At 47.2% G+C, this 18,360-nt stretch carries 23 protein-coding genes and 4 pseudogenes; 17 read left to right on the top strand and 10 right to left on the bottom strand.

Translation table 11 applies throughout. The features are described 5' to 3' along the window. Positions 1–56: 56 nt before the first annotated feature. Entirely contained in the window at positions 57–1,019 is a 963-nt protein-coding gene (locus JCM17471_RS02815; protein WP_054776799.1) for a zinc-binding dehydrogenase, read from the top strand. 119 nt (positions 1,020–1,138) lie between these two features. Here the strand turns inward: JCM17471_RS02815 and JCM17471_RS02810 are convergent, their stop codons facing one another. Then, entirely contained in the window at positions 1,139–1,330 is a 192-nt protein-coding gene (locus JCM17471_RS02810; RefSeq protein WP_054776730.1) for a hypothetical protein, read from the bottom strand. A gap of 356 nt (positions 1,331–1,686) precedes the next feature. Here JCM17471_RS02810 and JCM17471_RS02805 point away from each other — a divergent pair. After that, positions 1,687–3,110 (top strand): annotated as a pseudogene (locus JCM17471_RS02805) (NAD-dependent succinate-semialdehyde dehydrogenase). Between the two features lie 68 nt (positions 3,111–3,178). On the opposite strand, the gene JCM17471_RS02800 reads toward JCM17471_RS02805, so the two are convergent. Further along, the gene (locus JCM17471_RS02800; protein ID WP_054776729.1) at positions 3,179–3,934 is read right to left on the bottom strand and encodes an SDR family oxidoreductase; all 756 of its coding nucleotides are present in this window, start codon (positions 3,932–3,934) and stop codon (positions 3,179–3,181) included. Between the two features lie 99 nt (positions 3,935–4,033). Here JCM17471_RS02800 and JCM17471_RS02795 point away from each other — a divergent pair, with 99 nt between their 5' ends. From JCM17471_RS02795 to JCM17471_RS02770, 6 genes are all read left to right on the top strand, one after another. Continuing rightward, positions 4,034–4,351, top strand: coding sequence for a MerR family transcriptional regulator (locus JCM17471_RS02795; RefSeq protein ID WP_054776728.1), 318 nt, complete (start codon positions 4,034–4,036; stop codon positions 4,349–4,351). 203 nt (positions 4,352–4,554) lie between these two features. Further along, the gene (locus tag JCM17471_RS02790; protein ID WP_054776727.1) at positions 4,555–5,037 is read left to right on the top strand and encodes an SLAP domain-containing protein; all 483 of its coding nucleotides are present in this window, start codon (positions 4,555–4,557) and stop codon (positions 5,035–5,037) included. Positions 5,038–5,138: 101 nt separating this feature from the next. Continuing rightward, a complete protein-coding gene (locus tag JCM17471_RS02785; RefSeq protein ID WP_054776726.1) occupies positions 5,139–5,489 on the top strand; it encodes a hypothetical protein in 351 nt (116 codons plus the stop codon). Positions 5,490–5,680: 191 nt separating this feature from the next. Next, positions 5,681–6,001 carry a MarR family winged helix-turn-helix transcriptional regulator gene (locus tag JCM17471_RS02780; RefSeq protein WP_156321568.1) on the top strand — a complete coding sequence of 107 codons (321 nt, stop codon included), beginning with the start codon at positions 5,681–5,683 and terminating at the stop codon, positions 5,999–6,001. A 171-nt stretch (positions 6,002–6,172) separates the two neighbouring features. Then, entirely contained in the window at positions 6,173–7,120 is a 948-nt protein-coding gene (locus JCM17471_RS02775; RefSeq protein ID WP_404820155.1) for an NADP-dependent oxidoreductase, read from the top strand. 9 nt (positions 7,121–7,129) lie between these two features. Beyond that, complete coding sequence (locus JCM17471_RS02770; RefSeq protein ID WP_054776724.1) at positions 7,130–7,762, top strand: NAD(P)H-binding protein; 633 nt, start codon at positions 7,130–7,132, stop codon at positions 7,760–7,762. A gap of 58 nt (positions 7,763–7,820) precedes the next feature. On the opposite strand, the gene JCM17471_RS02765 is transcribed toward JCM17471_RS02770, so the two are convergent. After that, on the bottom strand, positions 7,821–8,597 hold the full coding sequence (locus JCM17471_RS02765; RefSeq protein ID WP_054776723.1) for an ABC transporter permease: 777 nt from the start codon (positions 8,595–8,597) through the stop codon (positions 7,821–7,823). A gap of 14 nt (positions 8,598–8,611) precedes the next feature. Beyond that, entirely contained in the window at positions 8,612–9,553 is a 942-nt protein-coding gene (locus tag JCM17471_RS02760; protein WP_054776722.1) for an ATP-binding cassette domain-containing protein, read from the bottom strand. A 160-nt stretch (positions 9,554–9,713) separates the two neighbouring features. Between JCM17471_RS02760 and JCM17471_RS02755 the strand changes: the two are divergent. The 5 genes and pseudogenes from JCM17471_RS02755 to JCM17471_RS02735 all read left to right on the top strand — a co-directional run bounded on the left by JCM17471_RS02755 (position 9,714) and on the right by JCM17471_RS02735 (position 12,196). Further along, a pseudogene (locus tag JCM17471_RS02755) lies at positions 9,714–10,219 on the top strand (MarR family winged helix-turn-helix transcriptional regulator). Between the two features lie 227 nt (positions 10,220–10,446). After that, complete coding sequence (locus JCM17471_RS02750; RefSeq protein WP_054776721.1) at positions 10,447–11,136, top strand: SLAP domain-containing protein; 690 nt, start codon at positions 10,447–10,449, stop codon at positions 11,134–11,136. A 6-nt stretch (positions 11,137–11,142) separates the two neighbouring features. Then, positions 11,143–11,574, top strand: coding sequence for a hypothetical protein (locus tag JCM17471_RS02745; protein WP_054776720.1), 432 nt, complete (start codon positions 11,143–11,145; stop codon positions 11,572–11,574). Further along, positions 11,547–11,876 carry a hypothetical protein gene (locus JCM17471_RS02740; protein WP_054776719.1) on the top strand — a complete coding sequence of 110 codons (330 nt, stop codon included), beginning with the start codon at positions 11,547–11,549 and terminating at the stop codon, positions 11,874–11,876. The genes JCM17471_RS02745 and JCM17471_RS02740 overlap by 28 nt, the downstream gene beginning before the upstream one ends. Further along, positions 11,840–12,196, top strand: coding sequence for a hypothetical protein (locus JCM17471_RS02735; protein ID WP_162208337.1), 357 nt, complete (start codon positions 11,840–11,842; stop codon positions 12,194–12,196). Before JCM17471_RS02740 ends, JCM17471_RS02735 begins: the two co-directional genes overlap by 37 nt. Positions 12,197–12,355: 159 nt before the next feature. Here JCM17471_RS02735 and JCM17471_RS02730 read toward each other — a convergent pair whose 3' ends face one another. The 4 genes from JCM17471_RS02730 to JCM17471_RS13875 form a co-directional block, all read right to left on the bottom strand. Next, entirely contained in the window at positions 12,356–12,640 is a 285-nt protein-coding gene (locus tag JCM17471_RS02730; RefSeq protein WP_054776717.1) for an SIR2 family NAD-dependent protein deacylase, read from the bottom strand. Next, a complete protein-coding gene (locus JCM17471_RS02725) occupies positions 12,637–13,053 on the bottom strand; it encodes a Sir2 family NAD-dependent protein deacetylase (protein ID WP_054776716.1) in 417 nt (138 codons plus the stop codon). The genes JCM17471_RS02730 and JCM17471_RS02725 overlap by 4 nt, the downstream gene beginning before the upstream one ends. A 91-nt stretch (positions 13,054–13,144) precedes the next feature. Then, positions 13,145–13,561 carry an NAD(P)H-binding protein gene (locus JCM17471_RS02720; RefSeq protein WP_054776715.1) on the bottom strand — a complete coding sequence of 139 codons (417 nt, stop codon included), beginning with the start codon at positions 13,559–13,561 and terminating at the stop codon, positions 13,145–13,147. Next, entirely contained in the window at positions 13,558–13,701 is a 144-nt protein-coding gene (locus tag JCM17471_RS13875) for a hypothetical protein (protein WP_156321566.1), read from the bottom strand. The genes JCM17471_RS02720 and JCM17471_RS13875 overlap by 4 nt, the downstream gene beginning before the upstream one ends. Positions 13,702–13,893: 192 nt before the next feature. Here JCM17471_RS13875 and JCM17471_RS02715 point away from each other — a divergent pair, with 192 nt between their 5' ends. Together JCM17471_RS02715 and JCM17471_RS02710 are read left to right on the top strand one after the other, a co-directional pair. Next, positions 13,894–14,229, top strand: a complete 336-nt coding sequence (locus JCM17471_RS02715; RefSeq protein ID WP_054776714.1) for an ArsR/SmtB family transcription factor — start codon at positions 13,894–13,896, stop codon at positions 14,227–14,229. Then, a pseudogene (locus JCM17471_RS02710) lies at positions 14,226–14,908 on the top strand (type 1 glutamine amidotransferase domain-containing protein). The gene JCM17471_RS02715 and the pseudogene JCM17471_RS02710 overlap by 4 nt, the downstream one beginning before the upstream one ends. A 204-nt stretch (positions 14,909–15,112) precedes the next feature. Here the strand turns inward: JCM17471_RS02710 and JCM17471_RS02705 are convergent. Beyond that, positions 15,113–16,032 (bottom strand): annotated as a pseudogene (locus JCM17471_RS02705) (NAD-dependent epimerase/dehydratase family protein). A gap of 226 nt (positions 16,033–16,258) precedes the next feature. On the opposite strand from JCM17471_RS02705, the gene JCM17471_RS02700 reads away from it, so the two are divergent. Further along, positions 16,259–16,906: an SDR family NAD(P)-dependent oxidoreductase gene (locus JCM17471_RS02700; RefSeq protein WP_263849398.1), complete on the top strand. Its 648-nt coding sequence runs from the start codon at positions 16,259–16,261 to the stop codon at positions 16,904–16,906. Positions 16,907–17,070: 164 nt separating this feature from the next. Here the strand turns inward: JCM17471_RS02700 and JCM17471_RS02695 are convergent, their stop codons facing one another. Then, positions 17,071–17,343 carry a MerR family transcriptional regulator gene (locus JCM17471_RS02695; protein ID WP_054776713.1) on the bottom strand — a complete coding sequence of 91 codons (273 nt, stop codon included), beginning with the start codon at positions 17,341–17,343 and terminating at the stop codon, positions 17,071–17,073. 82 nt (positions 17,344–17,425) lie between these two features. On the opposite strand from JCM17471_RS02695, the gene JCM17471_RS02690 reads away from it, so the two are divergent. Then, positions 17,426–18,292 carry an aldo/keto reductase gene (locus JCM17471_RS02690; protein ID WP_054776712.1) on the top strand — a complete coding sequence of 289 codons (867 nt, stop codon included), beginning with the start codon at positions 17,426–17,428 and terminating at the stop codon, positions 18,290–18,292. Positions 18,293–18,360: the final 68 nt, after the last annotated feature.

The raw sequence follows: 18,360 nt of genomic DNA, 5'->3' as shown, positions 1-18,360 counted from the left end.
GTGAAGGTCTCATGGCTTGGTTTGATGAGGAACGTAATTGAAGGGTGGCAGTTTTGATGAAGGCAGCAGTTGTGCACACGTCTGGTGATTCAAGTCACTTGGTGTTGGAAGATATCCCAACGCCAGCAGTTAAACCGGGTTGGTCACTCATTAAAGTGAAGGGTTTTGGCATTAATCGTGCAGAAATTATTACCCGCAATGGTGGGTCACCAACGGTCAAGTTTCCAAGAGTGATAGGCATTGAAGCGGTTGGTGAGATTGTAGAAACAACCGATAGTGTGCGATTACCTGTGGGCCAAACAGTTGTGACCGTGCAAGGGGGCATGGGGCGCGAATATGATGGCAGTTATGCTGAATATGTTTTGACGCACAATGAGAACATTTATCCCGTGACGACGCAGCTGAGCTGGCCCGAATTAGCGGCCGTACCTGAAACGTTCTTAACCGCTTATGGGTCTTTACTCAATTTGAAGTTGGCTGCTCATGATAAATTGTTGATTCGCGGCGGCACCAGTGGCGTCGGCGTTGCGGCAGCTAAGCTAGCCAAGGCCATGCAACCAACTGTAAAAGTGTTTGCGACGACTCGTAATTTGCAAAAAGCAGATCAGTTGCGTGCGGTTGGGGTTGATACGGTCATTGAAGATCAGTCTGGTGAACTGGCCACGGATGAGACGGTTGACAAAGTGTTAGAAATGACCGGTGCAGACAGCCTTGTTGATTCATTGAGTTACCTGAATCGTGGGGGCATCCTTTGCCTAACGGGTGCGCTGGATGGTGTTTGGACAATTCCAGACTTTGATCCATTTGGCGGCGTCCCTTCAGGCCGATATTTGACAACCTTTAGCTCTGGTGTTGATATTACCTCCCAGACAGTCAGTGAACTATTCAAGCTGATTGATGATCATCAAATCGATGTCAAACCAGCAAAGGTCTTTCATTTGGATCAAGTTGGCGAGGCGCAGGACGCCCTTGACCAGCATGATAGTTTTGGCAAAGTCGTGGTTATGACAGAAGAATAACGCTACATCAAAAAGACAGTCTCCACAGAGACTGTCTTTTTTGCGTCCTCAATGACTAGTGTACAAATAATTTGATTGAGTCATGCTACCATGTCAAACATTGCGAATTAAAGCCATATTTAAAGTGAATCAGATTGATGCGGCGCTCGGACATCGCGGATGATGCTGATAATAATCAGGGGCGCGAAGATAACGGTCGCCAACAACGCCAGCCAAAACTTGAACCCAATCGGTAATGTGAACAAACGTGAGACGCTGACAAATAATAGAAACCCCATCAATAGATAGTTCATGACGTGTTGTGCTTTCATATCATCACCGCTTCCTTAAGAATATAATCAGTAACTAAAGTAAGTATACATCCGCAGTCTTGAAGTGCAATTAACTTGCTTTTTATCCAGTTAGTATTTTGAATAACCAATCACGATGGCAATCACCTGTGTAAAATGGGCTATAACGCATGGAAATTGTTTTTCGGTCCGTGAATGCACTACAATGAAAGCAGTACCAGAAAATATTTGACTGTTAAATATGGGGGAACTTGATAGACTGGAGGGAGTTTTTTCAATACGCCTGAGTGATCCGATAAACGACATGAATTGTGCAACTGATGAAGCTGCGATGAAGAGATTCATTGTGACAGGACCCGATATGAAGGAGAAGACTTATGCCAAGACAAACCATTAATCCATATAATAATGAAGTGTTGAAGACTTTTGATGACGCGACTGACCAGGAAATCGATGCGGCAATCACAACCGCCGACAAGCTCTACTATGAGATGAAGCACCAGACCATTCAAGACCGGGCGAAGACGCTTCACATGATTGCGCAAGGCATCCGTGACCATTCCCAAGAGTTAGCTGAGATTGCGACGCGTGAAATGGGGAAGCTGATTGGTGAATCAAAGGGCGAAGTAGAACTCTGTGCCATCATTGCCGATTATTTTGCTGACCACGCTGAGGAATTCCTGCAACCGACAACGATTGAGAGTCAGGTGCACGGTGAAGCAAAGGTTTATAAGCATGCGACCGGCGTGATCTTAGCGGTTGAGCCATGGAACTTCCCGTACTATCAAATCATGCGCGTATTCGCGCCTAACTTCATGGTGGGGAACCCGATGATTCTGCGTGACGCTGCCAACATTCCGTGGTCAGCGCAAGCATTCGCCGATATCGTGCTTGAAGCCGGTGCTCCAAAAGGCGCGCTGACCAACGTCTTTATGAGCTACGATCAGGTTGCGGATGTCATCGCTGATCCGCGTATTCAGGGTGTGGCACTCACCGGTTCTGAACGCGGCGGGAGTTCTGTGGCTGAAGAGGCCGGCAAGAATCTCAAGAAGAGCACGCTGGAACTCGGCGGCCAGGATGTGTTCGTGGTGCTTGATGATGCCAACATGGAAGACGTGAATAATATTGCTTGGCGTGCACGGTTATACAACGCGGGCCAAGTATGTACCTCTTCTAAACGATTCATCGTGATGGATAACGTGTATGACGAATTCTTAGAGAACCTCAAAAAGAATTTTGCGGCTGTGAAACCGGGTGACCCCATGGACCCAGCAACGACCTTGGCACCGATGAATACCAAGAAGGCCAAGGAAAAACTGCAAAACAAGTGGATGAAGCCGTGGCTGCTGGTGCAGTGGTGGCGTATGGCAATGAATCCTATGACTTGCCTGGACAGTTCTTCATGCCAACAATTTTGACCAATATCTCGCTGGATAATCCAGCAGCGCGGACCGAAATGTTTGGCCCCGTGGCGCAGGTGTACAAGGTACATTCCGAAGAAGAAGCCATTGAGCTCGCCAACCATTCCCAATACGGCCTGGGCGGTATCGTGTTTAGTGGTGATGCCAAGCACGGCGAAGAAGTGGCCACCCAAATTGAAACCGGGATGGTCTTTGTGAACAACTTCATGGCATCATTACCAGAACTGCCATTCGGTGGGGTTAAAAACTCTGGGTATGGCCGCGAATTGAGCGACCTCGGCCTCATGGCGTTCGTGAATGAACAGTTGGTTGTGACCGCTGATGGGCCAGATATGCATAATATGGCTGGTGGCTTAGTCACACCGGATGCAGAAGAATAAGCAATGAAAAATCCCTGATCTCGAAACTGAGGTCAGGGATTTTTGTGTGACTCAAAACTGATTCGATATTACCAGTTAACTTCACCGTGGGTATTACTAAAGGTCGCGGTAATGTCGTTATCAGGTGATGTCACGAGTTCAACGGTCCGCGCAACACCGACTTCAACAGGCTGTGCACCGTATTCTAAGGCGGAATCAGCACTGGTTCCGCCAAATTCGGTGGCCACTAAGCCGGGATCGATGGCGTTGACGGTGATTGGAATATCTTTGCGCTGGAATTCTTTGGCTAATTGAACTGTGAACATGTTGAGGGCGGACTTGGTTGCTTGATAGCCCATGGATGATGCGTTGTAGACGCTAGACTGTGGATTCAAAGCTTCAGTTAATGAGCCCATCATACTCGAGATGTTAATGATTTTTGCGTTTGGACTCTTCTTCAACAACGGAATGAACTGTTGGGTCATATCAATGGTGCCGAAGACATTCAGTTCAAACTCACGGCGAATCACATCCAATTTGAGAATAGATGGATCCTGGAATTTGTCAAAAGAGGCACCAGCATTATTGATTAAAACATCGAGTCGGCCGTACTTGTTGCTCACAAAGTCGACTGCGCGAGTGATTGCGTCTGTGTCGGTAATATCCAGTTGAATGGCTTCAACGGCGAGGCCTTCAGCTGCTAGTTTTTGGGCAGCTTCTTGTCCCTTGTTGAGGTCGCGTGATCCCAGCAGGACAGTTTGGCCCGCTGTTGCGAGTTCTTTCACGATTTCTAACCCCATGCCGCGATTGGCGCCGGTTACTAAGCTAATTGTTGTATTTGTCATCAATTAAGTTCCTCTCTTTATTCGCTGCTATCAATAAGACAAGTGCGAGTATAGCACGTTCGTGTTACACTAACGCAAGCGAAAGATGGAGGGTTTTTAATGTATACAATTGCTGAAGTAGCTCAGAAGTTTCATGTGTCAAAAAATACGCTGCGTTATTACGAAAGCGTGAACCTGTTGCCATCGATTCAACGCGATGACAACGGCATTCGCCACTACTCGGAAGCTGATCTCGAAGCGGTCAACCGAGTGGTGCACATGCGACGATTAGGGGCGTCAGTGAAAGAAGCGCTGTGGTTTGACCAAGAAATGTCACAGGCAAACCCTGATTATGATGAGGGCATTGCATTCTTGCGTCAGCTGGATGCCACTTTGGATCAAAAAATCGCCGAAATTGCCCAACAAAAGAATTTTTAACGCACAAAATCGATATGCTCCAACAGCAGAAACAAGGGCAACTGAACATCGATTAAACACATCCAAATATAGAGCTGATTGGTTGTCATCAGCTCTTTTTATTTTGCAGGTAAATAAATCAACAGCCTGGACAGCCAGTGTCCTAGCAATGGTTATGATAGTCTCGGTTACAATATTCTGATGTACAAATGGAGGAGATTAGGATGAAGATCAGTCAAACAATGACCAAGGCACTGCTAACCGCTGGTGCGGTACTGGGGTTAGCGCTGGGAACGCAGCTCAGCGCGCAACAGGTAAGTGCCGCAAGTGGTGTGGCCACGGTTTATTATGTGAAGGGCTATGGCATTGCACTCTGGAATTCACCAGATGCGAACAAGAAACCAATCGCTGGTCGCAAGTTAATGGATGGCACCAGTTGGAAGTTTAGTCAGACCAAGGTGGTCAACGGTGTGACTTGGTATAAGGTTGGGACCAATCAATGGGTTTCGGGTATCTACTTTAAGACATCCGCACCGGTCAAAAATGTGAGTGGTGTGCTGCATATCAATTACGTACCGGGCTACAGTGTGCTCTTGCGCCAAGCACCGAATGGCAAGCCAACAAGTCCAGCAAAATACCTCAAGCATGGTACTAACTGGAAGTACACCGGCACCAGTGTGGTCAGTGGCAAACGTGGTATCGCGTAGGCACGAATCAATGGTTAGCCGGTAAGTACGCGGCAATGGGATATGCCAAAACAAACAGAGACATCGCGGCAACATACTTGCAGGGGAAAGCTTTTTCATTTATGCCAGTGCTGTATAACGGAATTCCCGTTGATAAAGCAATGAATAATCCAAAGACACCTCAAAATTTGGTTCATGATGGGTATCAATATGGTTACTTCAAGAATGGTAACACTGTACGGATGACTGGGCTGGGTAATTATGTTGGCGTCAGCAGTCGGAGTTACTCATTGGACAGCCACTACCTGACAATCTGGGGCAACAAGATTCCATATAGCGTCAATGGGAGTCGCGTCAGTTTTGGCACATGGAAAAACAGTTGGGGCTCAGCAACAGTGACCATGAAAATGCAGATTTCTAGTAACAGTGCGGCGGATCGGGCAAACGTTGATAGCAAACCGATCCAAGACTAAGCGGATTTAGAAAAGAGGCTGTGACATAACCCCTGCGGGTTGTCACAGCCTCTTATTTTTTGCATACATTATTGACTAATCCTCATTCTCAACGTCTTTTGCCGCAGCTTCCTTTTATTTGGTTGAGGTTGTTTCGTTTCTTGAAACGTGTATACTGGAATACATCGCGCACGATTGATTGGAGGGACAACGTGGAACCAAACGACATGAATTTAGCTAACCAGCTCTGCTTTTCGGTGTACAATGCGACGCGGATGTTCAATAAGTTCTATCAAACGGCGCTCAAGACATTTGATCTGACGTATCCGCAATATATTGTCATGCTGTCACTGTGGGAACAGGACAATCAGACCCTGAATCAACTCGGTAAGCAGTTGAATTTGGAGAGCAATACGTTGACGCCGTTGCTCAAGCGCTTAGAGACAGCCGGCTGGTTGACGCGGCATCGCGACCCTGCAGACAAGCGGCAACTTGTTGTCAGTCTCACAGTCGATGGTGCTGCTAAAACGTGATTGCGTACTGGCGGCTGTGACCGACGCGATTAAGGGTAGTCACATCGATATCGAGAAATATCGTGAGGCGTTAAAAATCAATAATGAGTTAATCAGCGAGCTCACAGACAGCATTGAGTAATCGACGTTGCTGTGATTGGTCGCGCACGACTGATGAAAAGGAAAAGGTGGATGAATTTGAAAGCAATCGCATTTAATGAATATGGCTCAGCCGATAAATTATCACTCATGGACTTGCCCGTACCCGAAATAGGGGCACATCAAGTCTTAGTGCAGTCAAAGGCAACGTCGATCAACCCAATTGATTGGAAGCTGCGGGAAGGTTACTTGAAGCAGATGTTTGACTGGCAGTTTCCGATTGTTGTCGGTTGGGATATTGCCGGCATTATTACTGAAGTTGGCGCGGATGTCACCGACTGGCATGTGGGCGATGAAGTGTTTGCGCGCCCTGATACGACGCGGCAAGGGACTTATGCTGAATTTGTGGCTGTGGATGATCATCTCTTGGCGCACAAGCCAGAGAATGTGTCCTTCGCTGAAGCGGCAGCTGTGCCACTGGCTGGATTGACTGCATGGCAGGGTCTGTTTGAACACGGTGAGTTGCAACAAGGTCAGCGCGTACTGATTCAGGCCGGTGCTGGTGGTGTTGGCACGTATGCCATCCAGTTGGCTAAGCACGCGGGCGCAGAAGTGTGGACCACCGCGAGTCCAAAGAATGACGCGTTATTGCACGACTTAGGCGCAGATGTCGTTGTCGATTATCACGATGCGGCTGCGATGGCTCAGATAAGCAATATGGATTTGGTTCTTGATACAATAGGTGGACAGAGCGCAGTTGATGCAATCGGCTATTTGAAAACAGGTGGCAAGCAGATTTCAATCACTGGCACAGTGCCTGAAGGGGTTCGCTTGGCTCAAGAAGAAGGCAAGCACTATCAGTCGATTTGGCTACGTCCAGATGGTCAACAATTAGCATACCTCGCGACATTGATGGCGGAAGGCGCATTGCGATCTGTCATAGCTGAACAGCTGCCTTTCTCACTAGCTTCGTTGGTTGAAGCACATCATCTCAGTGAGACAGGCCACACGAATGGTAAAATCGTCATCACGTTTGACTAGGAGGTCATTATGAAAAATGTATTGATTTTAGGGGCAAGCGGCAACATTGCCCAGATGGTAACAGATAATCTCAAGGATCAAGTGAACTTGACGCTCTTTGTTCGCAGTCCCAAGAAACTGATTGGTGATAAGTCACCTGCAACAATTATTCAGGGGGATGCCTTGGATGTGGCCCAATTGACTGAAGCGATGAAGGGACAGGACCTCGTGTATTCTAACTTGGGCCCGGACCGCATGGCGGAAATGGCCAAAACAGTGCGCCAAGCGATGATCAATGCCGGCGTTAAGCGTCTGATTTGGGTCGCAACTGCTGGTATCTATGGGGAAGAATCAACCGATGAAGGCTTGGCTCGCGCTACCCAAATCTATGGGCGTTACGATGATCCCAATTCCTACTTTGGTGACGAACGCGTGGGAGCAGATATCATCGATCAGGCACCGGAATTGAATGCCACGATTATTCGGCCCAATGCATTGACCGATGCACCAGTGGTTGAAAATGTTGTGGTGGATGGTCGCAATGATCGCATTCGGCCAAGTGCACAACCCATCTCCAGAATGTCTGTCGCTGATTTTATCAGCAAATTAATTCTGAATGATGCGCAATACGAACACGATTCAATCGCCATCAGTCAGGGATAATAAAAAGAAGTCTGTACTCGTCCAAAAGGGACAGCACAGACTTCTTTTTTGGCAGCAATTAATCACGCCGCTGGTAGACAAGAATGGTGAGCGGCATAAAAATCAGAATGATAATCACCCCACTGATGAGGACCATTGTTGCGTTGCCACTCCAGTTGCCAGTTTTTAAAATGGTTCTGATTGCACTAATTGTCACGCTGACAGGATTAATATTGACGATGGGTTGCAAGAAGTTCGGCAATGTTTTGATTGGAATAAACGCATTGGATAGAAAGGTCAGTATCAAGATGATAATCATGGAGAAGCTCCCAATTAACTCTGCGTTCTTGACCAACAGACCCACCAGCGCAAAAATCCATGAGGTTGCCCAACCGATGAAAATGGCTAATAGTGTTGCGACAATCAGCGCAGAAGAGCTGACTTCTGGCCGCCACCCCATCAGCACCGCCGTCACAATTGCCATAATACCGGAGAGCAACAAGCGGAGAATATCCCCAACGAGTTGCCCAGCTAATGGCGCAATTGGAGAGATGGGCATGGTCTTAAAGCGGTCGAAGATACCACTATTAATGTCTTCACGCAGTTGTTGACCCGAGCCCGATGCGGCATTGAGGATACTTTGGACCATTATGCCGGAGACCAGCATGGGTAAGTAGGCGTGGACACTGCCGGCAATAACGCCACCGAAGAGATAACCAAACAGTAAGGTGAAAATAATGGGCTGAATAATGACATCGCTGATATTATCCGGATTGTGTAGTGTCTTTAGTAAGTTACGGTGTGTCATAGTGAGAACGTCCCGCATAGCATGATTTCTTTGTGTTGCTGCTTGCATGGTTATACCTCCCTTTAATTTTTACCGACCGTCATCTTGAAGAAGACATCATCCAATGAAGGCGACTCGATTTTAAGATTACTGATTGCGATGCTAGCACCTTGAAGTTGATTCAAAATTGTGGTGACTGCCTGAATGCCGGTACTGCCAAGTGGCGCGATCAGGGTTTGATTGCTGATACTGGCAGGTTGATTTAAGCTTGTCTGAATGATTGTTTGTGCTTGTGCCACCCGGCTTGAGTCAGATAACGTTAGCCGCAACTGCATACCACCAACCTGCTGCTTAAGGTCATCGGGCGTCCCGAGCGCAATGAGTTTGCCGTGGTCAATGAGTGCAATGTGGTCGGCTAGTCGGTCTGCTTCTTCCAAATATTGGGTTGTTAAAAACACCGTTGAACCGGTGGCAACTAAATTTTGAATGGCTTGCCACATCTGCGTTCGTGTTCTGGGATCTAGGCCAGTGGTGGGCTCGTCCAAGAATAGAATGTTGGGTTGGCCAATCAGACTAACGGCAAGGTCCGAGCGCCGGCGCATCCCACCAGAAAATGTTTCTAATGCTTGGTCTGCAGAGTTGATTAAATCAAAATCAGTCAATAACTCGGCCGCGCGAGCTCTGGCGTCTTTACTAGAAAGGCCGTTTAGTTGACCAAAAATCAAAAGATTCTCCCGGGCACTTAAATCTTGGTCAATGGCCGTTGCTTGTCCAGTCACGCCAAATTGTCTGCGCGCTAATTGGCTCTGCTTGGCCGTGCTATACCCATTCAACATAATGTTGCCTTGGTCCGGGCGCAAAAGGGTTGTCATCATTTTTATGAGTGTGGTTTTCCCGGCGCCGTTTGGTCCGAGTAATCCAAAGATCTCGCCACGTTTGACGGTGAAGGAAATATCCCGCACGACCTGTTTCTGGGCAAAGCTTTTTTGAACGTCTGTGACTTTAATTGCAGTATCGCTATCCATATTTTTGCCTCCTAGTTATATAATCAAGCCCCTTGAACAAATATATAGTAAAGCCCCTTGAATAAATTGTCAAGGGACTTGATTAAAAATATCAAGGGGCCTGAATAGAGGCTTCTGAAATGGTGTATACTGATAGAAATGACGAAGGGGTAGGTTAATCATGGCAAATACAGCCAAAGTGGAATTAGCTGCAGGCAAGCTTGCAGAGTATGAGCAGCTCAGCAAAATCTATGATGACATTGTGAAGCAGGCCCGGCCACGTTTGACCATTGAGGGCCAAGGCAAAATATTATTGGCCCTGACTGATGAGGACCACTTATCTCAGCGCGAACTCGTGGCACGGTTAGGTATTTCGCCCCAGGCCGTGAGTGAATTTGTCTCTAAATTGGCAAAACGCGAACTAGTCACCTTGACCAAATCGCAGGAAGATCGGCGAGTGAACGTGGTTAATCTGACGGATGCGGGCCGCCAGGAAGTTGAAGCGGCTGCTCAAGAGGTACCACCATTTGTAAATGTACTTTCTGAAGATGAATTGGATCAGTTGATTCCGCTGTTAAACAAGATTACGACGGCGATGTACGATGACATTGATGCTGCCAACCAACGTTGGGCGTGAAGTTCCACAAGCTATTGGCTAGTCGTTATCTTAACCAATACAAGAAATAGAACAAGTAAAAGCTCGCTGTCTCGGTTGAGATAGCGGGCTTTTTTAGATCAGGTTAGGAACAGTCGGTTATTTGGGCAAAATTTGAACTAATCGAGCGACATAGACAATAACTGTCCTAGAGGTGGCTATGATAGTGGTAGTCACAATATTCTGTTATACAGATGGAGGAGATCAGAATGAAGATTAGTCAAACAATGACGAACGTCTTATTGACGGTGGGGGCGTCGTGGGTTTAGCGCTGGGGACGCAGCTCAATACGCAACAGGTCAGCGCCGCTAGTGGGGTTGCGACTGTTTATTATGTGAAAGGTTACGGAATCGCACTCTGGAATTCACCAGATGCGAACAAGAAGCCGATTGCTGGGCGCAAGTTGATGGATGGCACCAGTTGGAAGTTTAGTCAGACCAAAGTGGTCAACGGTGTTACTTGGTACAAATTGGGCACCAATCAATGGGCTGAGGGCACTTACTTCAAGACGGCCGCACCTATGAAGACAATCCACGGTATGTTGACCATCAAATATGTGCCTGGCTATAGCGTATTATTGCGTCAAAGTCCTAATGGCAAGGCAACAAGTCCTGCCAAGTATCTCAAGAATGGGACTGATTGGAAGTATGATGCGACGAGTGTTGTGAATGGCAAGACGTGGTATCGCGTGGGTACGAATCAGTGGTTAGATGGTAAGTATGCGCGCAGGAATATCTTTAGTGATGTCACACCAAACGAAATTCGGGGATTGATGGCGGCTAATTATGGCGTTCCGGCTGATATTTTGGATGAGATTGCGGATTCTGATTTGGATAATATGACGATTAAAGAATCCACAGGTACCAAGGCGGGGGTGGGCGCCATTATTATTACCTTGGCGCACAAGTATCCACAACTGAACCCATACAATCCTTTGTACTGGTCATAGACGCTAATGACGAAGACAATTTTTAAAACATTAGGTCTTACCGCATTGTTCACAGTGATTGCAATCGGTCTGACGGCTTGTCGTAGCAATGCGCAGTCGAGCGAGAATACAGGTTACGACAGTTCCATCAGCAAGGGCTTAAATGCTGTCGCTGAAGATGAGATGGACCGGGCGGTGACTTACTTTACGAATGCGTTGGATCAGAAGCCAAAGGACAAAAAGGCAACGGCTTATCTGAAGCAGGCACAATCGTATGTGAACACCGATAAGCAGTTGGCTGATGGCAATCCGGAAAAAGCGGTCAAGACAGTTGCTCAAGGTATGAAAGTGAAACACGGTGCGAAGAGTTTAGATGCGAAACTCAGCCAGTTACAAAAGACAACCAAAGCTGACTGGGTGAGTATCAACAATTGGACAAGGCTATCTCAGCGCAGTTAAAAGCAGAGGCACCGGCAGCAGCTGTCGTCAAGAAAGTCCAGGCCATTGTCTGGAGTGAGAAGCCTTATCTCAAACGATTGAAGCCAAATGCTGAAAAATTACTGCAGAAGGCAAAGAATCAACGCGATCAGGCCGCCGCATCTGCTAGCAGCCAATCAAACGCAACAAGCACGCGTAAACAGGCGAGTGCTTCAAGTGCAAGCCAAAAGATGATGCCGCTGTTCATGCGACCGCTGAGCAGTTGCGTCAAAGGATTGTCGACAGCATGGGGCCAGATAGTGGCTATACCATGGCTGGTTTAGAGCAGGTGCCAGATAAGGTGATTGTCGATAAGTCACACGAAGGCGAAGCAATCGGCGCGGATATCGGATGGTTAGGTGTGGAATTGGCTAAACAATATCCACAAATCAAGTCGAACGCTACCAGTACAGAAGGTAAAACTTTGACGTCTGAGTTGACGGCTCAGCTGTTTAACCAATATGTGCTACAACTTGAAAATCCCGCTTTAGGGGATGTGATGAGTGATAGTGATGTGGAAGAAACTGGTGCTGGCGGCTTTAAGGTTAAATTCTGGTATAAAGGCGATGAACCGAATACCTATTATTATTTGTTGCCGATGTAGAGGGTTCAATTTACTATCTGGATCCAGAAAATCAAAAAACAATGCTCGGACACTGGAAATAAATTTTGGGGAACTTCTTTAGACATTGCAAAGGGCCATGGACAAACCGTCCATGGCCCTTTAACTATATAGGCAAGTTTAAATCTCAACGCCAGCTATTTAATTCACGTAATCTTTCAGGACCTCATCAGCCGTCGCTCGGATGTTGAGTGTGGCCTGCCGGTCGAATTCGGTTGGCTCAGGATTAATCTGAATCATTGGGACCTGGGTGTTCACGCGATCGTAGTAACCGTTGGAGCCAATCACGAGTACCAGGTCGGCCGAGTCCATCCACTTGATGGCGTTTTGGATGGCGGTTTGCGAAGTCCCGATGTGATGATAAGTCGGACCGGGTGAAATCAAGGTGCCGTCAACGGGACAGCGCGGGATGCCGGGTTGATTCAACGTTTCAATTGAATATTCATGTTTACCGGTGAGGCAATAGTTTCGTTGAAACTGTACCAAATATCAGCGACTTTGGTATTGCCCGCCAGTTCATGCAGATAGTCCACATTTGTCGTCACAACGGCATCCAAGTAACCGCTCTTTTCCAATTGGGCGAGTGCACGATGGGCAACAGTGGGGCCATTATTAAAAATCGGATCGAGAAAATTCTGATGCATCGATTGATAGAAGCGAGCAGGATCAGACTCTAGTACAGCTTCAGAAGCGAGTGTGCTACTGGTTTCGCGCGAGGTGTGAATCAGGTCGTTGATACCGGCGGACGTTGAAATACCCGCACCGGTCAGAGTAACAATGTGGTGATGCGAGTCAATCATTTGTTTGAGTTGTTGTAATTGGGTTTGAAGAGTTTCCATTGTCTACCTACCTTAGATGAAAGGATAAGGGGAATCACCGTCAGTTCCGGGTTCAGAGAGACCGATTGAACCTCGGTTAGCGAGGTCGGGCTCATTGATCAGGCGAATGATGTAAGTCAGCGATACTTGCCCGCGTAATGACGGTGCCATGGAAGGGTTCACCTTTGACAGTCGTTTCATAATTGATTTCGGGCCGATCAGACATCCATGCTGGCCGTAAAATGGTGTAGTTCAACCCAGAATTTTCGATAAGGCGGGCGGCTTCCTTGAAGTCGGGCATACCGCTGAATGAACCGTTCCACTCGCCAAATTTGCCCGGTACTTCATCATAGATGCCGAGTCCTAGAATGAAGATTAATCGAGAGACATGATTTTTGTTCATGGCTTGTTGAATCGGTGCAACAAAGTGGGCAAGTGCGCCACCAAGGCCGACCACGACAATATCTTGGTTCGCGATTGCATTGTCGAGATCGGCTTGTTTCGTGGCATCGCCTTCGAACACAGTCACGGGGACATTGATTTTGCTGATGTCGATACGCTTGGCATCACGTAAAATAGTGTCAGATGAACGTCCGCATTATCTTTGAGTTGTTCGGTTAAGACACGCATGGTGGCACCGTTAGCGCCAATAAGAATCACGTTTTTCATTTTGATTGCTCCAATAATTAATTTTGTAGGGTTGCCACTTGATTGATTCTAAATTGAATGTTCAATCAATTAAGCTGAGTATAGTCCTAAATAAGCGAAATGCAAGTCAATTGTGCGACTAATGCGACATGTTTGACAAGCAACCATATTGGTGGTTTAATGGTTTAAATAATTAAACCAAAGGAGAATGAAATGACCGATTTTCATGGGTTAGAGATTGAGTTCACTGATGTCAGTCCGTTCTTGACGGCATTAGGGGATACCAAGCGCCAAGCGATCATTGTCGCGCTGATCAATGACATTGGGCACGTCGGCATGCAGGTCACAGACTTGACCGAATTGCTCGGCTTGTCTCGTCCAGCTGTCTCGCATCATTTGAAGATTCTGCGGGATGCCCACTTGATCGAGTATCGCACAGAAGGCACCAAGAACTATTACCGGCTTTCACATGATTTAACCGAGATTCGCAAATTGCAGGAACTGTTGGCACACGTGACCACAATTATTGAAGGGAGCAATCGTTCATGAAAAAAGTATTGGTTGTCGAAACAAATGTGACCCATTATGGTGATACAGATGATGCGACCGGATTATGGCTCGGTGAAACGGCTGAATTCGTTGATGAAATGCAAAAAGAAGGCATCGGTGTTGATTTTGTCAGTCCTAAGGGTGGGTTCGTGCCACTCGATCCCCGTAGCATGAAGTACGTGGATGCCTCGATTATGAAGTTGTACGAAACGCCGGATTTTCAACAGCGGGCACTGGTGAAGACATTGAGCCCGGCCGAAGTCAATCCGGATGACTATTCCGCCATCTATTACGCGGGTGGCCACGGCGTCATGTGGGACTTTCCCGATGATGAGAACCTGCAAAAATTGCGATGAAGATTGAGGCTAACAATGGTTTTGTCACCTCTGTCTGCCATGGTGTTGCGGGCTTGCTCAACCTCAAGGATAAGGACGGTCAGTACTACATTGCGGGCAAGACAATCACCGGTTTTACTAAGGCAGAAGAAATCTTGGCGGGCAAACAAACGGTCGTGCCATTCTACAATAAGGCTGAAGCAGAAAAACGTGGTGCCAACTTCAAACAAGTGCGCGCTTACAAGGATTACGCGATTCAAGATGGTCATCTGATCACCGGCCAAAATCCATTCTCTGCCCGGTCTGTTGCGAAGCTGCTGATTAAGAATCTCGAGAACAAATAATAGAAGATGTGACAAAAGAGGCTGCGACGACCCATTTGGGATGTCACAGCCTCTTGTTTTTATATATTGCTTCATCCGCCGAAACGCGTTCACTCATACCGGCTGTTCCGCATAAAAAAGCACCGACATTGCGTCTTAGGGAATGTCGGTGCTTATCTGCGTTATTGCTTACAGCCAAACCGTATTTGGTTACGCTTGCACTGATTATTCTTCGCTGAATATTTGGTGGATGCCTTCTTCAAATGTGGTCGTCTTGAAGTCAGGAAAGCGCGTATTGAATTTATCCGTCACAAACAGGTTATCGTATTTGTAGCGGGGGAGCAGTTCAAAGAGTTCTTGGATGCGTTGATTGAAGGGGCGTGCAAGGCGGAACAACCACATTGGCAAGACAGTATCCTTAAAATGGCTGTGCGTTTCTTGATTCGCGAGTTGCACGAGATCACGATATCTCTGTGGTTTGTCGACTGGCAGATGCCAAGTCTGGCCAAAAGCATCGGGTGTGTTCCCAATTAACGCCATCGCTCGGCTGGCATCGGGTGTCCAAATCAGGCTACGTAAGGTGCGATCACTCAGTGGGACATAGCCTTTTTGCCGGCCTTCAAGTTCTTGAAGAGCATGGTGTTGGTAATGCTCTGTGTTTTACCCGGACCATAGAATTCGGGTGCCCGGCAGATGACAGCATCCAAGCGACCGGCTGCCATTTCACCAAGAATCGTCTGCGCCATTTTGGCACGCACTGTGGCTTTTCGCCCGATGGGTTCGAATGCGGTGGTTTCGGTTTGTGGCCGCGCGTCCTTGGGATACATGTAGGTGTTATCGAAGAAGACCAGCTTGCTGTGGTTGGCCTCAACTGCCCGAATCACATTATCAATAATGGTAGGAAACTGTTCTTCCCACATCGTGCTATTCATGGGTAAGCCGACTGTGAAATAGACGATAGCACTGCCAGCAACGGCGGCGTTGGTTTGGTCAAAGTTCATGAGGTCAGCGGCCATCACTTCATCCGTTTCATTGACCTTTTGTGGATGACGACTGACTAAGCGAAGTGATTGTGTGTAGTTGCGATTGAGTTCTTTGGCGAGTTCTTGGCCAATTTGGCCGTTACTTCCGAGAATGGTTTGCACTGAGAAAACTCCTTTGATTTAATGGTTTATATTTTTAAACCATTAAACGACTTTTCAGGGTGCTTGTCAAGCGGCCTCCTCAGGACTGGTTAATTTAAAAAGTTTTCCTTAGAGTTATGTCTAAGGTTTATGCTAGTTTTGTTGTGAAATACTTAATTCAAAAAGGAGAATAACAATATGAAAACAGCTTTAATTACTGGTGGTAATAAGGGGGATTGGTTTTGCTTTGGCCAAAGCATTGGGTGCGGCAAACTGGCAAGTGGTCCTCGGTGTTCGCAGCGAAACTAACGGACAAAAGGCAGTTGCTGAACTGGCAGCTGATGGCATCCATGCTAGCTTTGTGATTCTGGATCTCAGTCGGCCAGATACAATTAGTGAAGTTGGCAAAACAGTTGTCAGTGACTATCCTCAACTCAGTTTATTAATTAACAATGCTGGGATTCCAGGGGCGATGGCGGATTCAAGTCTGACAGTGCCAGAGGATAATCTTCGACAAACAATGGAAGTCAATTTCTTTGGTACCTTCCAATTAACGCAAACCTTACTACCGGTTTTGGAAAATAACCGAGGTCGAATCGTCAATGTCACGATCCCAACCGTGGCTAATCCTAATTGGAACCCGTTAGCTTATAAAGCTTCTAAGGCCGCACAGAATGTCATGATGGATTCATTTGCGATCGACTTGAAGAAGGCCGATAAGCCTATGTCGATTTTTAGCGTGCATCCGGGACCAACCACAACTGACTTGAACGGCAACATGACGATGCCCGGTTTCCACACGGCTGACGATGTGGCTGGCAAGATTGTGGCTTATATCGAAGATGGTGCTGACCATAACGGGCAATTCATTGAAATCTATCCCGAATTGAAGTAGCACAGTAACATAATCGCAAATTAAATCATCATCATCATAAAAACCGACGTTAGCCTGTGATGGCCGACGTCGGTTTTCTGTGTTGATTTGCAACTTACTTGTCATTTAACAGTGATAGTAAGGTCTGCTTATAAGACTCGAGTTCGGCCTGCGTTTTTTCAATCTCAGCGATGCGATGCCTGACCACCGCCACTTGTTGATCGATGACTGCTGGCGTGGGGGCGTTCAATCAGTAGCGTTTTGAGCTCGTTAATCTGGACGCCCGCGTGAATAATCGTGTGTATTTTGGTGAGAAAAGGAATGGCCGCAGCCGTGAAATCGCGTTGACCATTGGGCAGCTTGTGCATATATGATTCGGGAATCAGATGTTGATAGTCATAGTAGCGGATGGTTGAGATAGGGATGCCGGTACTAGCGGCTAATTGGCTGATGCGCATGATTGTCTCTTCTTTCGCTTGACCTCAACTCGACTTGAGGTTTTATACTGATTTATCATAAAGATAGGAGCAGATAAGCAGAATGAATGAACAAGAAATGGTGACACTCAATAATGGTGTGTTGATGCCAGCAACCGGGTTTGGTGTTTTTCAAGTGGCGCCGGCAGATACCAAGGCACTTGTGATTAGTGCCTTGCACTCGGGTTACCGCATGATTGATACGGCACAGCTCTATCAGAACGAAGCACAAGTTGGCCAAGCGATTCAGGCGAGTGGCATCGACCGCCAAGACGTTTTTGTGACGACAAAACTGTGGATTGATCACACTGGCTACGATAAAACTGTCGCCGCAGTGAATCACTCGCTGACGACAATGGGCCTTGCGTATATCGATTTGTTCTTGTTGCACCAACCGTATGGCGATATTTTTGGTTCCTGGCAAGCACTGGCTGATTTACAACGACAAGGCAAAATTCGAGCGATTGGCGTGTCGAATTTTGCACCTGACCAATTGGTGAACCTCGTCGCAAACACGGCGGTTGTACCGCAAGTGAACCAGATTGAAGTGAATCCGTGGCACCAAAACATTGAAGGCGATACATGGAATCAGAAGTATCAGGTACAGACAGAAGCCTTCGCCTCATTTGCAGAAGGCAAGAACGCTATTTTCGCACAGCCTGCATTAATGGCGATCGCTGCCAAATACGGCAAAACAACGGGGCAGGTGATCTTGCGTTGGTTGTATCAGCGGCATATTGTTAGTCTGGCTAAAACCAGTCAGCCCAAGCGAATGACTGAAAACTTGGCCATCTTTGACTTTGAATTGGACCAGGATGATATGGCGATGATTCTTGCCTTGGACACCAAGCAATCGGTCTTTGCGGATGCCCGAAATCCGCAGGTGGTTGAGATGCTGAACAAGGTTAAATTGCCATTGGGTAACGAATAGACATCAAAAGCGTAGAAACATCAGCTGCCTGCATGGCAGTCAATTGTTTCTACGCTTTTTTGCATCGC

It is taken from the genome of Lacticaseibacillus saniviri JCM 17471 = DSM 24301, from assembly GCF_001311785.1.
Classification (GTDB): domain Bacteria; phylum Bacillota; class Bacilli; order Lactobacillales; family Lactobacillaceae; genus Lacticaseibacillus; species Lacticaseibacillus saniviri.
Note: the sequence above shows the minus strand (reverse complement) of the source record. Positions and strands in the feature narration are given on the sequence as shown.

Excerpts from the sequence above, each read along its gene's own strand:
- JCM17471_RS02815 (WP_054776799.1), top strand. The coding sequence starts at position 57 with ATGAAGGCAGCAGTTGTGCACACGTCTGGTGATTCAAGTCACTTGGTG.
- JCM17471_RS02810 (WP_054776730.1), bottom strand. The coding sequence starts at position 1,330 with ATGAAAGCACAACACGTCATGAACTATCTATTGATGGGGTTTCTATTA.
- JCM17471_RS02800 (WP_054776729.1), bottom strand. The coding sequence starts at position 3,934 with ATGACAAATACAACAATTAGCTTAGTAACCGGCGCCAATCGCGGCATG.
- JCM17471_RS02795 (WP_054776728.1), top strand. The coding sequence starts at position 4,034 with ATGTATACAATTGCTGAAGTAGCTCAGAAGTTTCATGTGTCAAAAAAT.
- JCM17471_RS02790 (WP_054776727.1), top strand. The coding sequence starts at position 4,555 with ATGAAGATCAGTCAAACAATGACCAAGGCACTGCTAACCGCTGGTGCG.
- JCM17471_RS02785 (WP_054776726.1), top strand. The coding sequence starts at position 5,139 with ATGCCAGTGCTGTATAACGGAATTCCCGTTGATAAAGCAATGAATAAT.
- JCM17471_RS02775 (WP_404820155.1), top strand. The coding sequence starts at position 6,173 with ATGAATTTGAAAGCAATCGCATTTAATGAATATGGCTCAGCCGATAAA.
- JCM17471_RS02770 (WP_054776724.1), top strand. The coding sequence starts at position 7,130 with ATGAAAAATGTATTGATTTTAGGGGCAAGCGGCAACATTGCCCAGATG.
- JCM17471_RS02765 (WP_054776723.1), bottom strand. The coding sequence starts at position 8,597 with ATGCAAGCAGCAACACAAAGAAATCATGCTATGCGGGACGTTCTCACT.
- JCM17471_RS02760 (WP_054776722.1), bottom strand. The coding sequence starts at position 9,553 with ATGGATAGCGATACTGCAATTAAAGTCACAGACGTTCAAAAAAGCTTT.
- JCM17471_RS02745 (WP_054776720.1), top strand. The coding sequence starts at position 11,143 with ATGACGAAGACAATTTTTAAAACATTAGGTCTTACCGCATTGTTCACA.
- JCM17471_RS02735 (WP_162208337.1), top strand. The coding sequence starts at position 11,840 with ATGGGGCCAGATAGTGGCTATACCATGGCTGGTTTAGAGCAGGTGCCA.
- JCM17471_RS02725 (WP_054776716.1), bottom strand. The coding sequence starts at position 13,053 with ATGGAAACTCTTCAAACCCAATTACAACAACTCAAACAAATGATTGAC.
- JCM17471_RS13875 (WP_156321566.1), bottom strand. The coding sequence starts at position 13,701 with ATGAAAAACGTGATTCTTATTGGCGCTAACGGTGCCACCATGCGTGTC.
- JCM17471_RS02715 (WP_054776714.1), top strand. The coding sequence starts at position 13,894 with ATGACCGATTTTCATGGGTTAGAGATTGAGTTCACTGATGTCAGTCCG.
- JCM17471_RS02695 (WP_054776713.1), bottom strand. The coding sequence starts at position 17,343 with ATGCGCATCAGCCAATTAGCCGCTAGTACCGGCATCCCTATCTCAACC.
- JCM17471_RS02690 (WP_054776712.1), top strand. The coding sequence starts at position 17,426 with ATGAATGAACAAGAAATGGTGACACTCAATAATGGTGTGTTGATGCCA.